This window comes from Aeoliella sp. (genome assembly GCF_965227375.1).
Taxonomy (GTDB): domain Bacteria; phylum Planctomycetota; class Planctomycetia; order Pirellulales; family Lacipirellulaceae; genus Aeoliella.
The window spans coordinates 2,454,791-2,474,496 of the sequence record NZ_CBDDFX010000001.1 but is presented as its reverse complement, the minus strand read 5'-3'; the positions used below and the strand labels follow the sequence as shown (position 1 = coordinate 2,474,496).

At 60.8% G+C, this 19,706-nt stretch carries 18 protein-coding genes; 6 read left to right on the top strand and 12 right to left on the bottom strand.

Annotated elements, in window-relative coordinates; genetic code table 11:
• Positions 1 to 54: 54 nt before the first annotated feature.
• Positions 55 to 657 (bottom strand): hypothetical protein, encoded by a 603-nt coding sequence (locus tag ACQK2L_RS10175; protein ID WP_425396848.1) that lies wholly within the window; start codon positions 655 to 657, stop codon positions 55 to 57.
• 98 nt (positions 658 to 755) lie between these two features.
• Positions 756 to 1,394: a hypothetical protein gene (locus ACQK2L_RS10170; protein ID WP_425396847.1), complete on the bottom strand. Its 639-nt coding sequence runs from the start codon at positions 1,392 to 1,394 to the stop codon at positions 756 to 758.
• A gap of 384 nt (positions 1,395 to 1,778) precedes the next feature.
• Between ACQK2L_RS10170 and ACQK2L_RS10165 the strand changes: the two genes are divergently transcribed.
• Entirely contained in the window at positions 1,779 to 3,026 is a 1,248-nt protein-coding gene (locus ACQK2L_RS10165) for a PEP-CTERM sorting domain-containing protein (RefSeq protein ID WP_425396846.1), read from the top strand.
• A gap of 102 nt (positions 3,027 to 3,128) precedes the next feature.
• On the opposite strand, the gene ACQK2L_RS10160 is transcribed toward ACQK2L_RS10165, so the two are convergent.
• Entirely contained in the window at positions 3,129 to 3,740 is a 612-nt protein-coding gene (locus tag ACQK2L_RS10160; RefSeq protein ID WP_425396845.1) for a tetratricopeptide repeat protein, read from the bottom strand.
• 220 nt (positions 3,741 to 3,960) lie between these two features.
• Here ACQK2L_RS10160 and ACQK2L_RS10155 point away from each other — a divergent pair, with 220 nt between their 5' ends.
• Entirely contained in the window at positions 3,961 to 4,167 is a 207-nt protein-coding gene (locus ACQK2L_RS10155) for a hypothetical protein (protein ID WP_425396844.1), read from the top strand.
• Between the two features lie 21 nt (positions 4,168 to 4,188).
• Here ACQK2L_RS10155 and ACQK2L_RS10150 read toward each other — a convergent pair whose 3' ends face one another.
• From ACQK2L_RS10150 to ACQK2L_RS10140, 3 genes are all read right to left on the bottom strand, one after another.
• Positions 4,189 to 4,875 carry an SOS response-associated peptidase gene (locus ACQK2L_RS10150; RefSeq protein ID WP_425396843.1) on the bottom strand — a complete coding sequence of 229 codons (687 nt, stop codon included), beginning with the start codon at positions 4,873 to 4,875 and terminating at the stop codon, positions 4,189 to 4,191.
• Between the two features lie 6 nt (positions 4,876 to 4,881).
• Positions 4,882 to 5,166, bottom strand: a complete 285-nt coding sequence (locus ACQK2L_RS10145) for a hypothetical protein (protein WP_425396842.1) — start codon at positions 5,164 to 5,166, stop codon at positions 4,882 to 4,884.
• Between the two features lie 73 nt (positions 5,167 to 5,239).
• Positions 5,240 to 5,878: a macro domain-containing protein gene (locus ACQK2L_RS10140; protein WP_425396841.1), complete on the bottom strand. Its 639-nt coding sequence runs from the start codon at positions 5,876 to 5,878 to the stop codon at positions 5,240 to 5,242.
• A gap of 106 nt (positions 5,879 to 5,984) precedes the next feature.
• On the opposite strand from ACQK2L_RS10140, the gene ACQK2L_RS10135 reads away from it, so the two are divergent.
• Positions 5,985 to 6,611, top strand: a complete 627-nt coding sequence (locus ACQK2L_RS10135) for a hypothetical protein (RefSeq protein ID WP_425396840.1) — start codon at positions 5,985 to 5,987, stop codon at positions 6,609 to 6,611.
• A 5-nt stretch (positions 6,612 to 6,616) separates the two neighbouring features.
• Here the strand turns inward: ACQK2L_RS10135 and larB are convergent, their stop codons facing one another.
• From larB to ACQK2L_RS10115, 4 genes are all read right to left on the bottom strand, one after another.
• Positions 6,617 to 7,309 (bottom strand): nickel pincer cofactor biosynthesis protein LarB, encoded by a 693-nt coding sequence (gene larB, locus ACQK2L_RS10130; protein WP_425396839.1) that lies wholly within the window; start codon positions 7,307 to 7,309, stop codon positions 6,617 to 6,619.
• A gap of 915 nt (positions 7,310 to 8,224) precedes the next feature.
• On the bottom strand, positions 8,225 to 10,555 hold the full coding sequence (locus ACQK2L_RS10125) for a VIT domain-containing protein (RefSeq protein ID WP_425396838.1): 2,331 nt from the start codon (positions 10,553 to 10,555) through the stop codon (positions 8,225 to 8,227).
• 133 nt (positions 10,556 to 10,688) lie between these two features.
• The gene (locus ACQK2L_RS10120) at positions 10,689 to 13,268 is read right to left on the bottom strand and encodes a PAS domain S-box protein (protein WP_425396837.1); all 2,580 of its coding nucleotides are present in this window, start codon (positions 13,266 to 13,268) and stop codon (positions 10,689 to 10,691) included.
• 29 nt (positions 13,269 to 13,297) lie between these two features.
• A complete protein-coding gene (locus tag ACQK2L_RS10115; protein ID WP_425396836.1) occupies positions 13,298 to 13,729 on the bottom strand; it encodes a response regulator in 432 nt (143 codons plus the stop codon).
• Positions 13,730 to 14,201: 472 nt separating this feature from the next.
• On the opposite strand from ACQK2L_RS10115, the gene ACQK2L_RS10110 reads away from it, so the two are divergent.
• Positions 14,202 to 15,038, top strand: coding sequence for a hypothetical protein (locus tag ACQK2L_RS10110; RefSeq protein ID WP_425396835.1), 837 nt, complete (start codon positions 14,202 to 14,204; stop codon positions 15,036 to 15,038).
• A 13-nt stretch (positions 15,039 to 15,051) separates the two neighbouring features.
• Here ACQK2L_RS10110 and ACQK2L_RS10105 read toward each other — a convergent pair whose 3' ends face one another.
• Entirely contained in the window at positions 15,052 to 15,870 is an 819-nt protein-coding gene (locus tag ACQK2L_RS10105; RefSeq protein ID WP_425396834.1) for a sensor histidine kinase, read from the bottom strand.
• 239 nt (positions 15,871 to 16,109) lie between these two features.
• Between ACQK2L_RS10105 and ACQK2L_RS10100 the strand changes: the two genes are divergently transcribed.
• Complete coding sequence (locus tag ACQK2L_RS10100; protein WP_425396833.1) at positions 16,110 to 16,364, top strand: hypothetical protein; 255 nt, start codon at positions 16,110 to 16,112, stop codon at positions 16,362 to 16,364.
• A 244-nt stretch (positions 16,365 to 16,608) separates the two neighbouring features.
• Here the strand turns inward: ACQK2L_RS10100 and nadD are convergent, their stop codons facing one another.
• Positions 16,609 to 17,217, bottom strand: a complete 609-nt coding sequence (nadD, locus tag ACQK2L_RS10095; RefSeq protein ID WP_425396832.1) for a nicotinate-nucleotide adenylyltransferase — start codon at positions 17,215 to 17,217, stop codon at positions 16,609 to 16,611.
• A gap of 111 nt (positions 17,218 to 17,328) precedes the next feature.
• On the opposite strand from nadD, the gene priA reads away from it, so the two are divergent.
• Complete coding sequence (gene priA, locus ACQK2L_RS10090) at positions 17,329 to 19,620, top strand: replication restart helicase PriA (protein WP_425396831.1); 2,292 nt, start codon at positions 17,329 to 17,331, stop codon at positions 19,618 to 19,620.
• Positions 19,621 to 19,706: the final 86 nt, after the last annotated feature.

The window sequence follows — 19,706 nt, the reverse complement described above, 5'->3', positions numbered from 1 at the left end:
GGATGCTCCTTGTACGGGACCGAGTTCTCATCCTCTTATCGGATCCAATATCACTTACGGTTTGTTCACGCCTGGCGTGCTCTGCCTTTCTCCTTGGGGGCGTGCCGGTTGCCTTGGCGGCGGAATCCGCGCTGGGCGTTCCGGGAGGTCTAGCTCCTCCCGCAACAGGTTGAGATACTCGGTGTGGTCGAACGGCTCGATGGATTCAAGCTGGATCCCTCGCTCTTTGGCAACCGCTTCGTAGCGAAGCAGCACCAACTTCGCTTCGGCCACCTGCTCCTGCGCGACCAATAGCTGATCGATCGAGACAAGACCTCTTTCTACCGCGAGCCCGATCGCTCTTTCGAACTGCTCACGCACATTTGCCGCTAATTGTGCCAATCGGTAAGACCGCTGAATCTCACCTTCCGCCCAAGCAAGTCGCGACCCCGCGACAAAGTAGTCTGCAGCCCCACGTGACAAGTCGCCGCTCCGGATCAGTCCGTTGAGGTGCAATTCGTAAGTTCGCCGAGTCATCCTACGCTGAGCATCGTACAACTCCTTTAACTCCGCGATCTTTGCCTCCTTGTCGACTTCGATTGTCCGATCGTCCCACGGACTCACGGCCAGCGCCGCCGAAGTGGTAATCCATGTAGCAAGTAAGACCTTCGCAAGCATGGGGATGTTCCTTGTACGAGAGAAAAGGATGGGAGTTTCGGAAACTACAACAAGGTGACTTTGCTCCGCGGTCGCCATGGGGGTCCCTAGGGGATGAGTCACCTCTGCCAATCGCTAATCGAAGTTGCTCGAAGGTAGTCAGCTTCCGGTACTTCATCGGACAGCCCATTTTCATCGAGGGCGTTGTAAACAGTCATAATGGATCTCTCGAAACGAAACGACAGAGCGAAAGGATACCAGCGGCTCGTCTGCGACCCGACGTCTTCAGGGTGCTTTGCGTCAACTAGCACCTGAAGCGTCTCGCAGTTCTCGATGAGTGAAATGTTCTGCAGAGTCTGACCAATAGAAACTCGGATGGAGTCGATTTCACAAGGTCGCCATTCAATATCCAGCTCTCCATAACAACCAAACCAATTGGGCGGATCGGCGAAGTCAATCGTCTTCCATTCCAGTGTGACTTCATGTGTCTTCCAGAATACAATCGATAGACATAAGTCACCGAACGTTAATACCACAGGCTCATCTGCGAACCATGAGTCATCATCTTTATCCCACGCCACCCAGGCTTCTGTGAGTTGTTGCCCACAGAGCGCCGACAGGCGCTGACCGTGCAGTAGGGCGATTGCGTCTGCTGAGTCTTGAAATGGTGAAGACATTGGATAGTTAGCAAAGCGGCTCGCTGTCTTGCGTTGGAAGAATTGATGACCCTCTGTCGTCTTCCAAGTGCTTCGATTCACGACTCGGAGCAATGCGGTCAGAGACCATGGGTTCATAAACGATCTAGAAGATTCCAGCACATCGGCTACTAGCTTCACAAATCCCCGGCCACTCGAAGTCGGATTATACCAGTCGGAGCCACACTTGGCTCCGCGAACCTTTGCGTGAGACCCTGCTGAGCAAGTTCCCCCTTGTGCGACCCTCGCGTCGGAAAAACAAGGCGTTTCCGCAACCTTCGAAGAATTCCTCAAAAAACTTGGCGGCCCCTGGCGGACTTTGTTGATTGGCCTTCTGTGCACCGCTGGCGCGCGGCGGTTGCACACTTTGGCAAAGCGAAATGCTCCGTGGCTACGGAGTTCGCAAGATCGACTTTGGTTCCGATTTTCTTGAAAGGGGCGAGACTTATGAGTGGTGCAACAAGAGTTCAAGCGGCTTGTGTTTCGGCTGCGGCTATCCTGCTCACCACGGCGATGCCGGCGTGGGCCACGATTCCTTACGGCGGGGCCGGCGGGCCGTTTCCCGGGTTTGGGCCGGGCGTGATCGACGACGACCTGGTGGGCGGCAAAGAGTACTCTCACGACCGCGATTCCACGACCATCGGCGCTGGCGCCGTGGGCCCGCCGCCGTACGACGCCCAACAGGTGGTTGCCTGGGACGGCAAAGGTGGCACGGTGGACGTCACCGACTACACCGGCACGCGTCCTTCCTACACACCCGAAGACGACATCGACGCACTCGCCAACCGCGGCGACTTTGCTTATCGCGAGTTGAAAACCGAAAGGGCACACCTGCTGTTCTCGCTCGACGACACGTACAACGTCGTCAGCCCTGCCACAGGCGGTGTGTTTCCGATGTTGCTGCCGTCGGGTAGCAGCTCGCCGTACCCAGGTCCCGGTGTGGTGACTTTGGGCAATGGCAACACCGTCGGAGGCGCCGGGGAAGTCTCCTTCGAACTCGGATTGATCGGCGGCAACCCACCCGACACCCAAGGTGTGTGGGCCAACCAGAAAGAAGTGAACGGCATGCCGCTGCCGGACGACATCGACGCCCTGGAAGTCTGGGGACCCGAACCGCCGCTGGGCGACGCGAACAAGTACTCGCTGATGGACGACGTGTTCAGCGGCGGGGCTGGACTCGGAGCCACCTCGGTATGGAATGCATCGGGCACGCCGTACATTCCGCACGCTGCGATTGTTGGTGCGGTCACTTCGCTGCTGCCCGGACCGATTCCTGATGGGGAAATCATGGAGCTGGTGAATCTCGACGCACTGATGGTGCAAGACCGGTTTGGCGATCCCGATCGATTCGACGACGGCCCCGACGGCCCTGGCGATGAGATCATCTTCAGCATCCGCCAGATCCCCAACCCGGCCGACCCGGACGGCTTCTACGCAACCGGTAGCGAGCTGTTCGTACTGAACGCCAGCATGCCGCCTTCGTACCTTGCTCATGGTGGTCACTTGTGGGATCACGGTTACTCGCTCGCTGTATTCGGCGGTGACTTTGGCCCCAACCAGCAGCGATTCGCCTACGACATCAACGCCATCGAAGCGGTAGGCGAGTTCGCCGTGCCCGAGCCGGGAACCTTCGTGATGATCGGCTCCGCGCTGGTCGGCCTGGCGCTGGTGCGTCGCAAGAAGTTACTCAACTAGTGAACTAGGCTGGGGGAGAATCGGCCGCCGCGCTCGCCTTGGGTGAGCGCGGCGGTTTCGTTTCGTTAGGTAGTAAAACAACATGGGTCATGGTGTTCTGAGTCATGAGGAACGATCCAAGAGAGCGCGGTATTTGGCTGCGAGCTCGGACTGACCCGATCCTTCGTAACAGGCTGCCAATTCGGCAATGATGCCGTTCGCCGAGGACTCGTTGTCTACAGCCAATTGGAACATGTCCGCTGCCTCAGCAAATCGACCTTCATCACGCAAGATGTAACCGAGGTCTTCGGCGATGAAGGTCTTGCGAGACGCAACTTCAAGGCCACGTTGGAGAATCTCAATTCCCAATTCGGGCATCGTACGTGAGTAGAAGAGGTCATAGACTCCGAAGCAATCGATGGGGACAGCACAAATTATCTCGCCAGAAAACTCGTGATGATAACCTTTCTCGAGACGGCCTTCGCGCACAAAGTAAGCGTGGTCGCTGATGCGTTCGGGAAGGCAAATGTCGATGTAGCAATCGTCAACCTTGCCAGGTAGCACTCGCTTTGCCTTGACGACGAAGAAGTGACTTACCTCCGACTCTTCTAACAGCGGTGCATCGATTGGCTCGAGGTACCAATCGTCTTCGTTGTCTTCCTCCGACTCCAGTCCCTCGAATCGCCCAAAAATTGGAATTCGCGGGTTGCTTAGTAGGACATCGATCAATCGCATTTTATCACTCACAAGTAGATGTAACCGCTATCTACCTGCCGGGTCGCTGACTGCTTCGGGTTCATGTCTTTTCTTGTTAAAGGCGTCAACTCTTCCCGGCACGACGTTTGCTCTTACCGAGTGCGAAAAGTGCGGTGTTTGGCAATCAGGCGACATATCGAGCGTTAACTCCAGTCTCCCGTGCGTAACCGCTCACCCGTTGTTACAAGGAGGCGCAACCATGGCCCAGTTCGATGTAGTGGAGTTGGAGTTGGAACACCTCGCTCGCAAGAAACACTGCATTCTGCATCGCGGGCCAACGGGCACGTGCGGCGACCAGGTCAGCTACTTCGTTTGCGACCAAAACGACCTGCTGCTATACCCCACAACGCTGGAACTACACGGCGCTTCGGCCGACGAAGCGCGCGAGTGGCTGCTGCCCAGGTAAAATGGTGGGATTAGGAAGCGACTACGAATCCTCGTCCATGGGTTCCAGGCACTCTGCGCCCTCGTTGCCCACTTTGTTTACATAGCGACTCACTTTCGTGGTGGTGAATTCCAGATCGCTCGGCCCCAACAGCGACTTGAGGTGCTCGGCGTCTTCAAACTCCGGGTCGAGCCACAGGTCGATCTCTTCGGCATCGCAAGCGGCGATCGAAGGCATGCGGTCGTGAATCTCGGCCAGTTGCTCGTTGGCCGAAGTGGTGATGATCGTGCAAGTTTCCAGCGGCTCGTCGAGCGGCTCGCCCGGCGGACCTTTCCACGACTCCCACAAACCAAAGAACAGCATCGGCTCGCCGCCGGCCAACTGAATGTAGTGCGGCTGCTTGTCGCCCTTGGGCCCGGTCCACTCGTAGTAGCCATCGGCGAACACCATGCACCGCCGACGCTTAAACGCCGCGCGAAAGGCCGGCTTCTCGGCCACCGACTCGCTGCGCGCGTTGATCGTGCTGTACGCGATCTTGGTGTCCTTCGCCCACGAAGGAATCAGCCCCCACCGCACGGCCGCCGCCTCGCGACCATCGCTCCCATGCCGCAAGATGCCCACCGTGCTGGTCGGCGCGACGTTGTAACGAACGCCCAACGTGTCGAGAAACCCGCGCAGGTCCACCCAGTAGTTATCCGTCGCCGGGCCGAGTACGTAACGTCCACACATGGGAAACTAAGCTCCTTCGCCAATCGTATATCTCGTGTAGGTGTCGTCGGTGAACTGCCAAACGATGATGCGGTCGCGAGTCCCTTCCAGCAGATCACTAAACCACGCCACCTCCTCCTCCCAAAGACCTTCGTCCCAGTCAGCAATACTTAACTCGTAGAACCCGCGGAATGGCCGCTCGGTTGGTAAGTTCTCCAAGCGATGAATCGCTTGCTCGCGGCGGTCCTCATCGCGTATCCGAAGCGCGATCATCACCAGGCCGTCGGTTGTTTGTTCTCCGGGAATGCTCATGTTCGCTTGAGTGAGTTGACTATTTTCAAGAATTAAACGGCTGCGTCGCTGCCGCCAGCAGGCGGCAACGATCTCAATCGCCCTGCAGATCGCGCAAATCGTTGGTGTACAGTTTCTGGTGCCGCACTTGTGCGTCGGTCCAGGAGGATGGAAAACTCGTGTCTTCGTGAACAACGTGTTCGATGGCCGCGCGCACCTGATGGGCGCAGGTGTCGAAACTCACGCGGCCAACGCCGGTGCCCAGGCCGGGAAACGCCACAGACTTGATCGCGTCCGACGCCTTCTCGCCCGCCAAACTGCCGGATGGAATGGTTCCGTGCTTGATCAACAGCAGTGCAGCACGAGCCGCCAGGTAAGGGTTCACGGAATCCGAAAGCACCATCGGCACTCGCATTGTCGGTGCAGCAATCACGAATGGGATGTCCGAGTTATCGGTGTCGACCACTTCGGCCGCACCCACCAGCAGTTCGCCACGATGTCTCTCTTGAATCAACTGCTGCAGACGCTTTTGCACATGCCAGCCGAAGTGTGCGCTGTAGAGATAATCGATGCCGCCATCCATGAACCCAAAACTGTTCGCCGGACTCACCACCGCGTCGACCTGCAGGTCAAGGATCGAGGCACGATGAATAGTAACACCTGGCAGCGAGCCACAATGCCGCTGCCAGGCATCCCCGAGGCGAGTCTCCACGGCTGAGAGGATGATGTTCATTGGTGTCCCTATTTTGAACTTCGTAGTCTTACTTTGCTCGCTTCAAGCTAACTATGTAGAATGGACCACTCAGCGACATCGACCACTTCCTTCACAGGACGCGCCTTTGACAGCACAACATTCCGACATTCTCATCAACGACAGTGATGTCGAATTAAGTTTCCTGCGTCCGTACTTTGTTTGTAGCGCAAGCGGCGAGGGCGGCGATGCGTCGGCGTTTCCGGTTAAACCCATCATTCCCGAATCCAATTTTCTCTCCACCAATCTCTGGCGCGGATACGTGGCGACCATGCGGCTTCACCGCGATGGGCGTCTGGAGCTGGTGAAGTACGACTATCCCTATGCAGTCGAAGGAACGCCCCCTCAGCTCTGCAATGCATTGTTTACAGGTGACTTCTCGATCACTTTCCGCCCGTTCTTTTATGGTCCTGATACAACGATTCCCTTTCTCAATGGTTATATAGTTCGAGATCGAGAAAAGTGGCAAGTCGATGATCAGACGCTCTCCGGTGTGGTGGAGTCGGTCTTCTCCGATCGCACAACCAACGAACCGCATGGGCTGCTGGTCGATATCGCAGGCCGATCATTTGTCCCACGATCGCAGATTCCACTAGAGTTTCGAGACCGCTTGGATGATCTCATCGGGCAAACACTAAGGTTCTCGATCTTGGCAATAAAGAAAGGAAACTTCATTCTAAAGGTCGAAGGGTTTGAGGATCACGACACGGGGTGACGCCCTCATTTCGCCCGGCGGGCGATCAATCCCGCCACGTACCCTGCCTTGAAACCCGCGTCGATGTTCACCACGGTCACGTTGGCCGCGCAGCTGTTGAGCATCGACAACAGGGCGCTGAGGCCGCCGAAGTTGGCTCCGTAGCCGACGCTCGTCGGCACGGCGACCACGGGGGCGGCCAGGTAACCGCCTACCACGCTGGGCAGCGCGCCTTCCATGCCGGCTACGACCACCACCGCGTCGGCCGACGCGAACTCCGCCAACCGGCTCGGCAGCCGGTGAGGGCCGGCGACGCCGACGTCGTGCACCATGGTGGTTCGCACGCCCATCCAACCGAGCGTCTCGTTGGCTTCCTCGGCCACCGGCAGGTCGCTGGTGCCTGCGGTGATCACGGCCACCTCGCCCACCAGTTGGCGCTCGCCTGGCTGGTCGATCCGCAGGGTCCGCGCGGTCACGTTGTAGCGCGCGTCCGGCAGCGCGGCGAGCAGCTCCTCGGCTTGCTCTTCGCTCACGCGCGTGGCCAGCACGTGCTCACCACGCGCGAGCAATTCCTTCGCAATGGCCGTCACGGCCGACGCGGTCTTGCCGGCCGAGTAGATCACTTCGGGAAATCCACACCGCGCGCTACGCTCCGTGTCGAGTGAGACCGCGTGGCGTTCGAGAGGGTTCGGTTTCTGGTCGTCAGGTGTTGTAGTCATGCTGCGAGTTTACCGGTCCCGGTGGCCGACAGTAAACTGCCGCCGCGGGTAAGTCTGTTCGGGACGATGCAATGGCCAAGTCCTGGGGTTCTTGCGTGGACCATCACGGACCGCGTGGCGATCCGGCTATTCTGGACGCGGTCCGCGAACGTGTTCCGAGAACTTGGGTTTTGGTCCAACTTCGGTTTTGCCCCGTTCGTTTTGCCCCAACATTCAATCCATTGGCCCAAAACCCCAAGTGCATTGTCCCTACGCTTCATTGCAAACCTCTGTTTTTATCGATTCATTTGGCTCCGCGTGGGGTTTTGGTCCACCGCGTTGTTCCCCGCATGTTTTGCGTTGGCCCAAAACTCCGATGGTGGTCGGTCGCTCCGACGACGCGTAAGTCGTCGGCTACTGGAGAATATAAACGTGCGTACAGTATTCGCCGCAACTCGTTTATACCATGGGGAGTGTAAGAAAAGGAGTCGCACGAGCGGAGAAACCCTGAGTTTTTGGAGGCCCCATTCAGCGTGCCTGGGGACGAACTCCGCGATCACCCAGCCACAACTTCTTAAGAGGAGGCAACAGAGAGTGAAGATACACTGCCCGGTCGGGTGCCACTGGCGTCATATACCAGTCCACGTTCGTGTGCAGCCGCGTAGCGGCGACCGCGCATAGCCTGGGACGTTAGTCCCAGGTGCACAGTCCAACATCGCCTTAGCCGCGGAGCGGCGGCAGCGAAGGACAACGAGCAAACGAAGTCGGGCGCTCCGCTGAGGCAATCCACGCAAGCAATGGTTGGCCGCAAAGTCCTTAGACCTGCCAAGTCCGCTACCGCCGCTCCGCGGCTCACGGCGTTGCGTCCCAACAGTTTCCTGGGACTGACGTCCCAGGCTATGCGCTATCGCCGCTCCGCGGCTGAGGATCTTGTCACTACCACTCGTAAACTTTGCCATCCAGCCTAACCACCACCGGGTCGTCGATGGCCAGGTACTGGTTGACGTGGTTGCCGTGGCGGGCGACCAGGTCGAAGTACTCGCGGCTGAAGCGTTCGACTTTGTTGGTGCTTTGCTGCTCCTTGTCGGTCACCGTCGAATCGACCCAGCGGCTGTTTTGACGGAAGAACGTCTTGCGGCCGCACTGCATGATGTTTGTGGCCACTTCGCAGCGAGCGTTCTGGGCGTCGAACCATACCGCGTTGCCGATGGCGAGTCCCTGTTGCACGCGAGCGGCCTCTTCGACTGGCATTTCGAGCGCTTCGTCCACGGCGTTGCCGCCGCGGGCGCCGCCCAAGCCACTGAGCGAGAAACTATCAGCCTGCGGGGCGTTCTTGAAGTTCGCTTTCGCGGCCCGCTGGCGGAAGGCGTAGCGGCCATCGGTTTGGGCCAGCGCTTCGCCGCTGGCCCTGCTGCTCAAGCGGACGTTGCGGGCCAGGTCGGTCGGTGCAGCCGAGGTTTCGTCGGCCAGGAAGCTGGTGTACTGCGTAAGGATGCCGTGTTTGGTGGCGAGCGTCACGAGTTCTTCGAGCAGCTCGTCGTTCTTGCCGTTCAGGTCGATCTCGTCGATGATCTCACCCACTCGACGGGCGGCCCACAGTTTGGCTATGAACGAGTTTGTGTCGTCCGAACTGCTCTCGGTCAGCTTCGCCGGGAAGTCGAACGTCTGCTCGTGGCCGCCGACCGCGCCGGTGAGCTTCACCTTGGCGTCGCCCGCCTTGTCGTAGCGGCCAACAATCACCGCCTGGTCGCCAGCGAACAAGTCGAACGCTCCTGCGGGATAGGTGCGAGTGACGATCGGGCCATCGGACACCTGCGCACCTTCGACGTCGAATGCCACTTTCACGTCGGTCAGCACCGGCGTGCCGATGCGGCGGTACAGGCGGCTGACCGAGGCTTCGATGTCCTGATCGGGACGCACGTACTCGCTTTGACCGAAGTTGGAACTCACCAGCCGGTCGAGCAAACGGCTATTGACGTCGTAGCCGACGCCAAAGCTGAAGAGCCGCGCCCGCACGTGGTTGGCGTTGGTGGAGGTTTGCACGATCTTGGCTTCGTTGGTCTCGCCAGCGGTGGGGATGCCATCGCTGAGGAACACCACGTACGACGGCCGGCTCGAGTCGGATAGCATGCCGAGCGATCGTTCGAGCGCGCCGGCGATATTGGTGCTGCCGCCGGCGTATAGCGCGGCGACGAAGCCGAGGGCTTCCTCGCGGGTGGTGTTGTTAAACTTCTCGAGTTCGGGGCGGAAAGTCTCCACTTCGCTGTCGTAGGCCACGATGTTAAACGTGTCGCCTTCGCGCAGGTTGTTCAGCACGAACTCCATGGCGCCCTTGGCTTGCTCCATCTTCTCGCCCGACATGCTGCCGGAGCGATCGACCACAAACACCACGGTTTTTGGGGGCGGGTCTTGGTGCTGAGCTTTGATGTCGGGGCTGGCCAATAGCAGGAAGTAGCCCGCGTCGCTGGAGTCGGGTCGGTAGCTCACCACGCTGGCGGCCAAGCCTTCGGCTGTGGCGTCGTAGAACAAGCGGAAGTCGGCCGAGGGGATTTCGTTCTTCGATTCGTACGTGACCACTGCGCGGCGGTCGCCGTTGCGTTTGATGTCGACCGCGTGCGAAGCGGAGTAGATGTTCTTGATCGGCTGACTGCTATCGATCGCCACTGAAACCTTGAGCGAGTCGAGCGTGCCGCTGGTGTAGCGGGCGGTTCGCAGCGGCAGCAGGAAGTCGGTGAGCCCCTGCGACTGCCGGCACACCTGCGTGTAGTGCAAGTTGACCGTGCGTTTCGCGCCCGCGGGGACCGGGAACACGCTGGTCTTCACCATGCCGGTGCCGAGCCACTCCAACAGGGCCGGGTCCTGATTCTTGCGAACGATCGCCTCGTAGATCTTGCGGGCTTCGTCGGCGGGCAGCACTTTGCCTTCGAACTCCTTGCCGTCGACCATCAGCGTCAGTTCGTCGACCGCGCTGTCGTACGGCAGCGGGAATACGAAGCAAACTTCCATCTGCCGGCTGCCAGTGTTCTGGAAGGTCTGGCTGATGCCGACCTGGGCAATCTGGTCCTTGAGGCTCACGTGCACGTCGATCGACTCGACCTTGTAGCTCGTCGGCGGCGCGGGGCGAGGTTGGATGATCGGGCGGGGCAGCGGCACCACGCGGCGACTATCGACGTCGACCAACAAGCCCTGGGCGGCGGTGAGGCCGGCCAGCGAGGCGATGAATAAAGTGGCGAATGCTCGAATGGAGAAGATGGGGAGACTGCGCATGGCGCCATCCTTCTGGATTTGGGCCTACTTAGACGGGGCGGACCGGCAGAACTGGCCGCAACTATTTGCATACCAGATAGACGCGCCGCCGGGGAGGAAAGTTCCCACGCCCGGCAAGAGAATCGCCGCAGATTTAGACTTCCAACCGAGGCTCTACCGCGCCCGGCTGAGGAACCAGCGCGGAAATGTCGCAGGTCTGCTCTTCCTCGTCGTCGTGCTGGCCGGGCAGCCAGACGGTGATGGAGGTTCCCTGTCCGACTTCCGACTCGATATGGATGCGCCCGGCGTGCTTCAGCACCACCACGTCGTAGCAGATAGCGAGCCCCTGCCCAGTGCCCTTGCCGACCTCTTTGGTGGTGAAAAAGGGATCGAAGGCGCGGCGTTTGACTTGTGGGGGCATTCCACAGCCGGTGTCGCGGATGCGGAGCATCACTCCCTCCGACTCCCACCAGGTGGCCACTTCGATGGTGCCGAGTTCGTCGTTCATCTGCTTCTCGATTTGGTCGGTAATCGCATCGGCGGCGTTCACCAGCAGATTGAGCAGCACCTGATTCATGTGGTTGGAGAGCAGCGGTATGCAGGGCAGCGTCTCGTCGAGCCCCATTTCGAGGCTGGCACAGTACTTCCAGCGATTTCTCGAAACCATCACTGCGCTGCGGACCATCTCGTTCAGGTCGACCCAGGTTTTCTCCGACGAACCGGGATGCGCCATGGTCTTCATCGCGCGCACCACCTCGACCACTCGATTGGCCGCTTCAGCCGACTCGACGATGGCTTCGAGCGTATCCTGACGAAGCGTTGGATAGTTGTACTCCACTTCGAGCTGCTCCAACGCCTCTTTGCGCTCTTCCCAGCTCATGGCCGGACGGCATAGCGAGTCGCGGTAACCATCCGTGACCTCGAACAGGTTGACGCACACTTCGCTCAGGTACTCGACGTTGCTCACCACGCATTGCATAGGCGTGTTGATCTCGTGGGCCACGCCGGCGGCGAGTTGGCCAATCGACTCGAGCTTCTGCGCTTGGGCCAGCTGTTGTTCGAGCTTCATGCGATCGGTAAGATCGGCCACGAAGGCGACGTACACATCGCGCCCCTCGAATCGAGAGCGGTGCAGGTTTACGTTCACTTGGTAAATGCTGCCGTCCCTGCGGCGGTGCGTTGTGTCGAACACCAGCTTGTCGAGGCTTCCGTTGTCGAGCGGCTCGCACTTCGCGCGGAACGTCTCTTCCGCCGAGTCGGGCTGGAACTGCCAGATGTGCATGCCAATCAGATTCTCGCGCGAGTAGCCCAACTGCTTGCTACAGCCCGAATTGGCCTGCAGCAGGCAGAGCGTTTCGGTGTCGATCAGGTAGATCTCGTCGGGAGCTTCCTGCAGGATCTCAGCCAGCGCTCGGGCGCGGCGTTCGGCGATCACCCGATCGGTGATGTCGCTCTGGATGGCGATGAAACCATTCAACTGACCGGTGTCGTCATACCGAGGTTGGATCTCCAAATCGACCCAAAACTCTTCGCCATTTTTACGACGGCTGAGCACCTCGCCATGGAATGCTTCCCCGCCAGTCACCGCCTGTTGAATCATCGCGACGGCTTGTGTATTGGTATTGGGACTTCGCAAGAAGTCTCCGGGCACCATCCCCCGCACTTCTTCCAGTTGGTAGCCGCACAAACGACGGAAACCTTCGTTGGCCCAGAGGACACGGTGCTGCTCGTCGGTAATCAGCACTCCGTTGGTGGTTCGCTCGGCCACCATGGCCAGTCGACGGATCTCTTCGGTCATGCCTTCGGACAGCGCCTTGGCTTGCTGTAACGCCAGACTTTGCCCGTGCAACAGGTAGGCGATGAGCAAGGTGACGATGCAGCCGGCGGCAATCAGCGCCCAGGCGAGATCGCGCGAGGCGTGGTCGAAGGAGTCCGTCGCGTTGACGATCACCGTCCACTCGCGCCCTCCCACCTGCAACGGTGCGGTCACGCAGTAGGGTCCGTCGAGGCTGTGCACGGGGGCCGTGCTGCCGAACAACTGATTCTTCACCAGCGGAGGACCGTCGTACAAACGGAAGTTCACATCGTCGCTGATCGATGCAGGAATGTCGGCGAATACCTTGTTGGCAACCAGCACCATGCCGATCCAACCGCGAAGCGAGTCAATATTGTGCGTTGGGGCGTCGTTCTCGCTGGCAGACGAGTAGACAGGAAGCAGCGACAGGAATCCCTTGACGGTCTCGCCGCGCGTGGCGATGTCCATCTGCTCCGACAGCTCTGCCTCGCCGGTCTTCGCAGCCAGCTCGGCTGCCTGCCGCACATGGGGAAGATCGCCGATAGACCGACCTGCCCACGCCCCGTTTCCGTCCGGCGCGTAGAAACTGCGAACGATCATGCGATCCGCGCCACGATCATTGGACAGGTCGCGACGTTCCTGCGGTACTTGCTCGATGAAGCCGATGCCCAGCACGCCTGGAAAGTCCTTGGCCGATGTCCAAAGCTGGGCGGCCGAATCGAACTCGTCGTTCGTCACCACTTCGCTCGATTGGTACAGGCATCGCAAGCTTTGCAGCCCGTACTGATACGTGTGCATACGTTGCACAATTTCGCCACGGACGGTCTCGGTCAATTCCCGAAACCGTACGTGGTCGAGTCGCTCGGCCGTGCGGAACTCGCGCCAGGCACCCAGTCCGGTGGCGACAACCCCCAACGCCAGCACGAACAACGTGAGCATTGAGTATTTCGATCGTATTGCCGACAGTTTCAACACTCGTACTCCGTTGTAGGTTGAACGTCGCCAGCCAATACTTGCTGCGAGGCAGACTCTGTATAGGCAGCGCAAGCCGCTTCGATGGCCGTCCGCAAGACCTGCATGGTGCAGGGCTTCCTCAGGATTTCGCGGACACCACTAAACTGCGCGTCGGTCGGCGGGTCTTCGTCCGACTCTTGATTGCCGGTCAGCACCAGATACTGCGTGTCTGGCCACTTGCGTTGCGCTTGCTCGATGAATTCGGCGCCAGACATTCCGGGCATACGAAGATCCGATAGCACGACAGCAAAACAGTGTTGTTCCATGACCTCGAGCGCCATCTTGCCGTCATACGCTACGTGCACGTCGTAATCGCGCCGAATGTGACGCAATAGCGCACGAACAACGGATTGGTCGTCATCGACTAGTAGTATCCGATCGCCCATCGCGGACTGCCCCTGCCAAAATTCTCTTTCCGCCTCGTTGATGAGGGGGGATGTCCGAGTGTCAAATATTCGGACTCCCGTAGCAAAACTAGCGTGTGGACCGGCGCCGGGAGGAGGGACGGCGAAAGTATGCGGGCAATGTGACAGCCACGCGGCGTCCCAATCGCTACGTCCCACCCTCGCTCGGTTGCACCAGGTATGTTCTCCGGAATGTTCCGATTGAGCATGCCTGAAAGGTGCGGTAGTTGGCACCTTTGATGGGAGAAGGGGTTCGCGGGAAACCAGTAACTAGGGCCTCCCAATTCCCGAATTTTGGGGTGCTAGCAGGTAGCGAACGGCCTTGCAGCGTTGGGCCGAATCGTGGAGGATGCCCCGCCATTTGCCAGAGATAGAGGCATAAAAGCGCGGCATCCTTGCCGCTTGCGCTCTCCTCCGTGAACCTTTTGCCCCCAAGTCGGCGACCGACCTATTGATGCCTAGTTCGAAAGAGTCCGCCGGAATTATTCTCGCACTGGCCGCGATGGTCGGCTGCCAGGGGTTTGCGCCTCCGGCCACACCGGTGGCCATCGACGCGCCGCCGGTGTATGTCGAACAGACGGGGCCGGTGTTCGCGCCGCCTGGCGTGATCGCCTCGCCCACTCCGGGTGGTGTGCCTACTTTCCCCGATCCCCTGGCCGCCACGCCGGCGTTCGTTCCGCCAGGTGTGGAAGACACCAGCGGCGCTTTGGCTCCGCAGGTGGGATTGCCCATCGCCGAAACCGAAACACCCGCGCTGCCCAATCCGCTCAAAGTGCCGGTGAGCAATCACGACTTTGCGTGGGACCAGATCGTCGACGTGGTAAGCGACTACTTTCCCATTGGCTTCGAGCAGCGCGTTCACATCGATCAGCAAGTGTGGACCGAGGGACGTGTCGAGACACCCTATCAGGTGGGCGCCACGATGTTCGAACCGTACCGCCTCGACAGCGTTGGCGCGTTCAATCGCTGGCAGAGCACCCTGCAGACCATTCGCCGTCGGGCTGTGATTCGCGTGGTGCCCGAGCCCGACGGCTACGTGATCGACATCCGCGTCGATCGCGAATTGGAAGACTTGCCCAAGCCGGAAGAAGCCACCGCAGGTGCAGCCACGCTGCGCAACGACAGCTCCCTGCCGTCGGGCGCACGCAGCGAGGTGAGCCGCACCGAGTGGTCGCCGCTGTGGATTCCACTGGGTCGCGACGTGGCGCTGGAGCAAAAGATGCTCGCCGAGATGCGCGACCGCCTTGCGCTCACGCCATCGGTGCCGATGACCATCTCGCCGGTTCAATAGAGCGAGTGCTCGCTCACGCCCCCAGCGTCACCACCGGCTGCGTGGTGGGGTTCGTGGCGGCTTCAGACGCGACCGGCAGCTTAAGCGTAAACGCGGTGCCGCGCCCCACGGTGCTGGCGACGCGAATCCGCCCGCCGTGCGACTCGATGATTTCGCGGCACGCACTCAGCCCTAGCCCCGCACCGCCCTTGCCGGTCTCGTCGGGACCCTTCTTGGTGCTGAAGCCCTGGTCGAATATCTTCGGCAGTTGATCGGCCGGAATGCCGCTGCCGGTGTCGCGCACGGTGAGTTCGATGAAGTCGCTCGATGTTTCGTGGGCCAGCGTGAGAATCACCTGCCCCCCCTGCGGCATGGCCTGCCGGGCGTTGGTCAGCAGGTTGAGCAGTACCTGCTGAATCTGGTTGCCGACGACCATCGCTTTGGGTACTTCGGCGAAGTTCCGCTCCACCGACACGCGGTACTTCATCAGTTCGCGTTCCAACAGCACCAGCGTTTCGTCCACTAATTCCTGCAAGCTCGTCGGGGCGGGGTCGGTGCTGCGATTGCGCGCCAGGCCCAACACGCTGTTGGTGATCTTGTTGGCTCGTTCGGCAGCGCCGAGAATCTTCTGCAGCGCCTTAGTGCGAGTGGCATCGTCGGTGTGGCGGAGCCCCATCTTGGCGTAGTTCAAGATGGTGGTCAGGACGTTGTTGAATTCATGGGTAGTGGTGCTAGCAAGCTCGCCCAGCGCAGCCATGCTCTGCGACTCGCGAAGTTGCTGCTTGGCCATTTGCAACTGTTGTTCGAGGTCGGAAGTGCTGTGCAACTCGCCGCCTTGCATTGGATTCTCCATGCGAACTGGAATGTGCTCGTTAAAGTCCCGTCCGACAGTCAGAGTCTTCCCAGGTTGCCTCGCCACGGACAGCCTGCCGATCTTCTCCGACAAACAGGGCTTAACTAATTACTACGCCAACAGTTAGAGTCCTCACTGAAACCTATCGTCGGATTCGCGTGGGCAACTCAAGCACAACGGCATAGAATGCCGCCACCCGCTGAAACGCCCTACTTTTCACCACTGCCAGAGACACACCTATGACCAGCGGACAGCTATTCGACGAGGCGATCGCCATCGCCAAGCAGCAAGGTTTCGAAATCCGCTACGAACACCTCGGCGGCAGCGGCACCGGCTACTGCCAGGTAGGCGAGCAACGCTGGCTGGTGGTCGACGTTGCGCAACCAGTGGAGGAACAACTCGAACAACTGGCGACTGCTATCGCTTCGGAGCCGACGCCTGAAGGGTTGGAGATGAGTTGCGAGCTGCGGGACTTGATTGATGGGGCTAAGTAACGCCCCGTGAACCAGGCATAGTCCAAGCATGCCTAGCCCCGGTGTTTACGCCGGGGTTTCTATCCGTTGACTCACAAGGAATACGCTCACCACTCGCCGGCGTGTGACCGAGACCGCAACCAAGCCGCGTCTAACCACACAGCAAATCGCGGCCATTGCGGTCTCGGTATCGCTCCAACCTGTGGAAAGTCTACTCCTCGACCGCGAGTGTGGCGAACGCAAGAACCCGGCGTAAACGCCGGGCCTAAGTACGATACAAACCGTGCGACTCGATGTACTTCCACACGGCCGGCGGCAACAAAGCGCTGGCGTCGTCTCCGGCGGCGATCGTCGCGCGGATCGAGCTACTCGAGATCGGCATTTCGCGCATGGTGACTTGGGCGGCGCGGACCTCTTCAACTCGCTCCCGAGTACAAACCGATAGCAGCGCGTCGAAGTCCGGCGCCGGCTCGCCGGCTCGCGCCACGACCAGCGGTGTGGCGAGTTGGCAGATCGCGGCTGGCTCGCGCCAGGTGGGGAAGTCGTGCAGCGCGTCGGCGCCCATCATGAAGTACAGTTGGGCCTCTGGATGCTCAGCGTGTAGCGCGCTGAGTGTGTCGACCGTGTAGCTGAGTCCACCGCGGTCGATTTCCACGCGGCAAATCTGCCACGAGGGTTCGTCGGCGATGGCCAGTTCGATCATCGCCAGCCGATCGTCGTCGCTCGCCACGGGGCCACGCTGCTTGAACGGCTGCGTGGCGGCCGGCAAGAACCACACCTGGTCGAGCCCCGCCGACTGCTGGCACGACCGCGCAAGTTCCAAATGCCCGAGGTGCACGGGGTCGAAACTTCCGCCAAAGAGTCCAAGTCGCATCGTGGAAGTTGGGGCCGAAGGGGGCTGGGGACAGGGGGCTCGGGACTGGTATGGTAACAAGACCACCGCCCGATCGCCACGCGCACCGCGATCGTCCCTACAATACATGCAATGTCCAACCGCCAGCAAAACCTATTCGACACCGAGCCCCCGCAGTGGGAACTCGACGAAGTGGAGCACCGCCGCGTCGCGCGGGTGGTGCTCTCCACAGGCCCGGCGGGTGAGTTCGACTATCTGTTGCCCGAGGAGTTTGCCAACGAGCAGAAGCCCGAGGTCCTGGCCCAAGCGGGACGCCGTGTGCGGGTGCCGCTCGGGCGTGGCAATCGCCCGGTGGTGGGCTACTGCGTGGAAGTCGCCACGACGAACGTCGGCACTCGCAAGCTGAAGCCGATCTCGGCGGTGCTCGACACCGCGCCGCTGCTCTCTTCGCGAATGCTCGAACTCGGCCGGTGGATCGCCGAGTACTATCTCGCGCCGCTCGGACAGGTGCTCGAAGGCATCCTGCCGGCCGGGGTCCGCGGCAAGGCGGGCACGCGCGAGACGACGCTGTTCTCGGTGCCCACCAAGGTGGCCGCCCGCATCACGCGACTCGACCTGCCGGAGAAACAAGCCCACGCGCTGAAGATCCTGGCGGCCAGTAGCAAACCGCTGGCGATGAACCAGTGGATGGCCCGCGCCGAGTGCACCGCGGGACCGCTGAACGCGTTGCGGAAAAAAGAACTCGTCGAGTCGCGCGTCGAACGCATCGACACCGACCCGCTACTGGAACAGCCAGTCGCCCGCCGCGAGCCGTTGGAACTCAACCCGGCTCAAGCCGCCGCGCTCGAGACGATTGCCACCGCGCTCGATCGCCGCGAGCAGTCGACGCTGCTGTTGCACGGCGTGACCGGCAGCGGCAAGACCGAGGTTTACATTCAAGCCATCGAGAAGGTCGTGAGCTTCAGGCGGCAGGCCATTGTGCTGGTGCCCGAGATCAGCCTCACACCACAGACGGTGGGCCGCTTTCGCGAGCGGTTCGACCACGTGGCCGTGTTGCATAGTCACCAGAGTGACGTGGAACGCCATCGCCAGTGGAAGCGCATCGCGTCGGGCGAGGTGCAAGTGGTGGTCGGCGCGCGAAGCGCCATCTTTGCTCCCACACCGCATCTCGGTTTGGTGGTGATCGACGAGGAGCACGAGACTTCGTTCAAGCAGGACACCGCACCGCGCTACCACGCCCGTGAGGTAGCGCTCCAGCGAACGCGAATGGACAACGTGCCGCTGGTGCTGGGTAGCGCCACTCCGTCGCTCGAAGCGTGGCACGCCGCTGGGCGGGGCGACTACCAGTTGGTTTCGCTGCCCGATCGGGTGTCGAACCTGCCGCTGCCGGTGGTTCGGGCGGTCGACCTTCGCGACGAAGAACATCGCAAGTGGGGCCGCGGCGCCATCTCCCGCCCACTGCACCAGGCGATGACCGCCGCGTTGGCCGATGGCGGGCAGGTGATTCTGCTCTTGAATCGCCGTGGCTTCTCGACACACGTGCAATGCCCCTCGTGTGGCTTCGCGTTGAAATGCGAGTCGTGCGACGTGTCGATGGTGTACCACCGCCAGGCAAACCACGTGGTGTGCCACTGGTGCGACCGCGTGGAGCCACCGCCCACGCACTGCCCCGAGTGCAAAGACGCAAACATTCGCTACGGCGGTTTCGGCACGCAGAAGCTTGAAGCCGAAGTTCGCTCTCGATTCCCCGACGCCCGCGTCCTTCGGATGGATACCGATAGCATGCGCCGCCCCGGCAGTCACGAGCAGGCGCTCGACTCGTTCCGCCATGGTGAAGTCGACGTGCTGCTCGGCACGCAGATGATCGCCAAGGGACTCGACTTCCCCAACGTCACGCTGGTGGGCGTGGTGAATGCCGATACGTCGCTGCATTTCCCCGACTTCCGCGCTGCTGAGCGAACGTTCCACCTGGTGACGCAAGTCGCAGGCCGCACCGGACGCGGCACCCGCGGCGGGCGCGTGCTGGTGCAGACTCTTTCGCCCGACCACCCTGCCCTCGTCGCGGCCATGCAGCACAACTACACCGCGTTCGCCGCCAGCGAACTGCCCGAGCGCGAAATGCTGAGCTATCCCCCGTTCGGGCGCATGGCCCGCGTGGTGATCCGCGGACCAAACGACCAGGTGACGTTGGCCGTGGCCGACGAGCTGGCCGGCAAGATGCGCGCCGCGTGCGAACGGGCGCGCGTCATCGGCCCCGCCCCCTGCACCATTTCGAAGCTCCGCGAGCTGTACCGCTTTCACGTGCTGGTGATCGCCCCCGACGTGGCCACGCTGCACCAAGCCGCCGAGCCGCTGGCCGGCAAACTGAAGCTGCCCGAAGACGTCCAGTGGATCGTGGACATCGACCCGGTAGACATGATGTGACGCGGAGGAGGATTCCGGGGTCGGGGATCAGGGAGAATGCGCTGTAACCACGGCGGCAATGACATTGGCTGCTGCCCCGCTGTTGC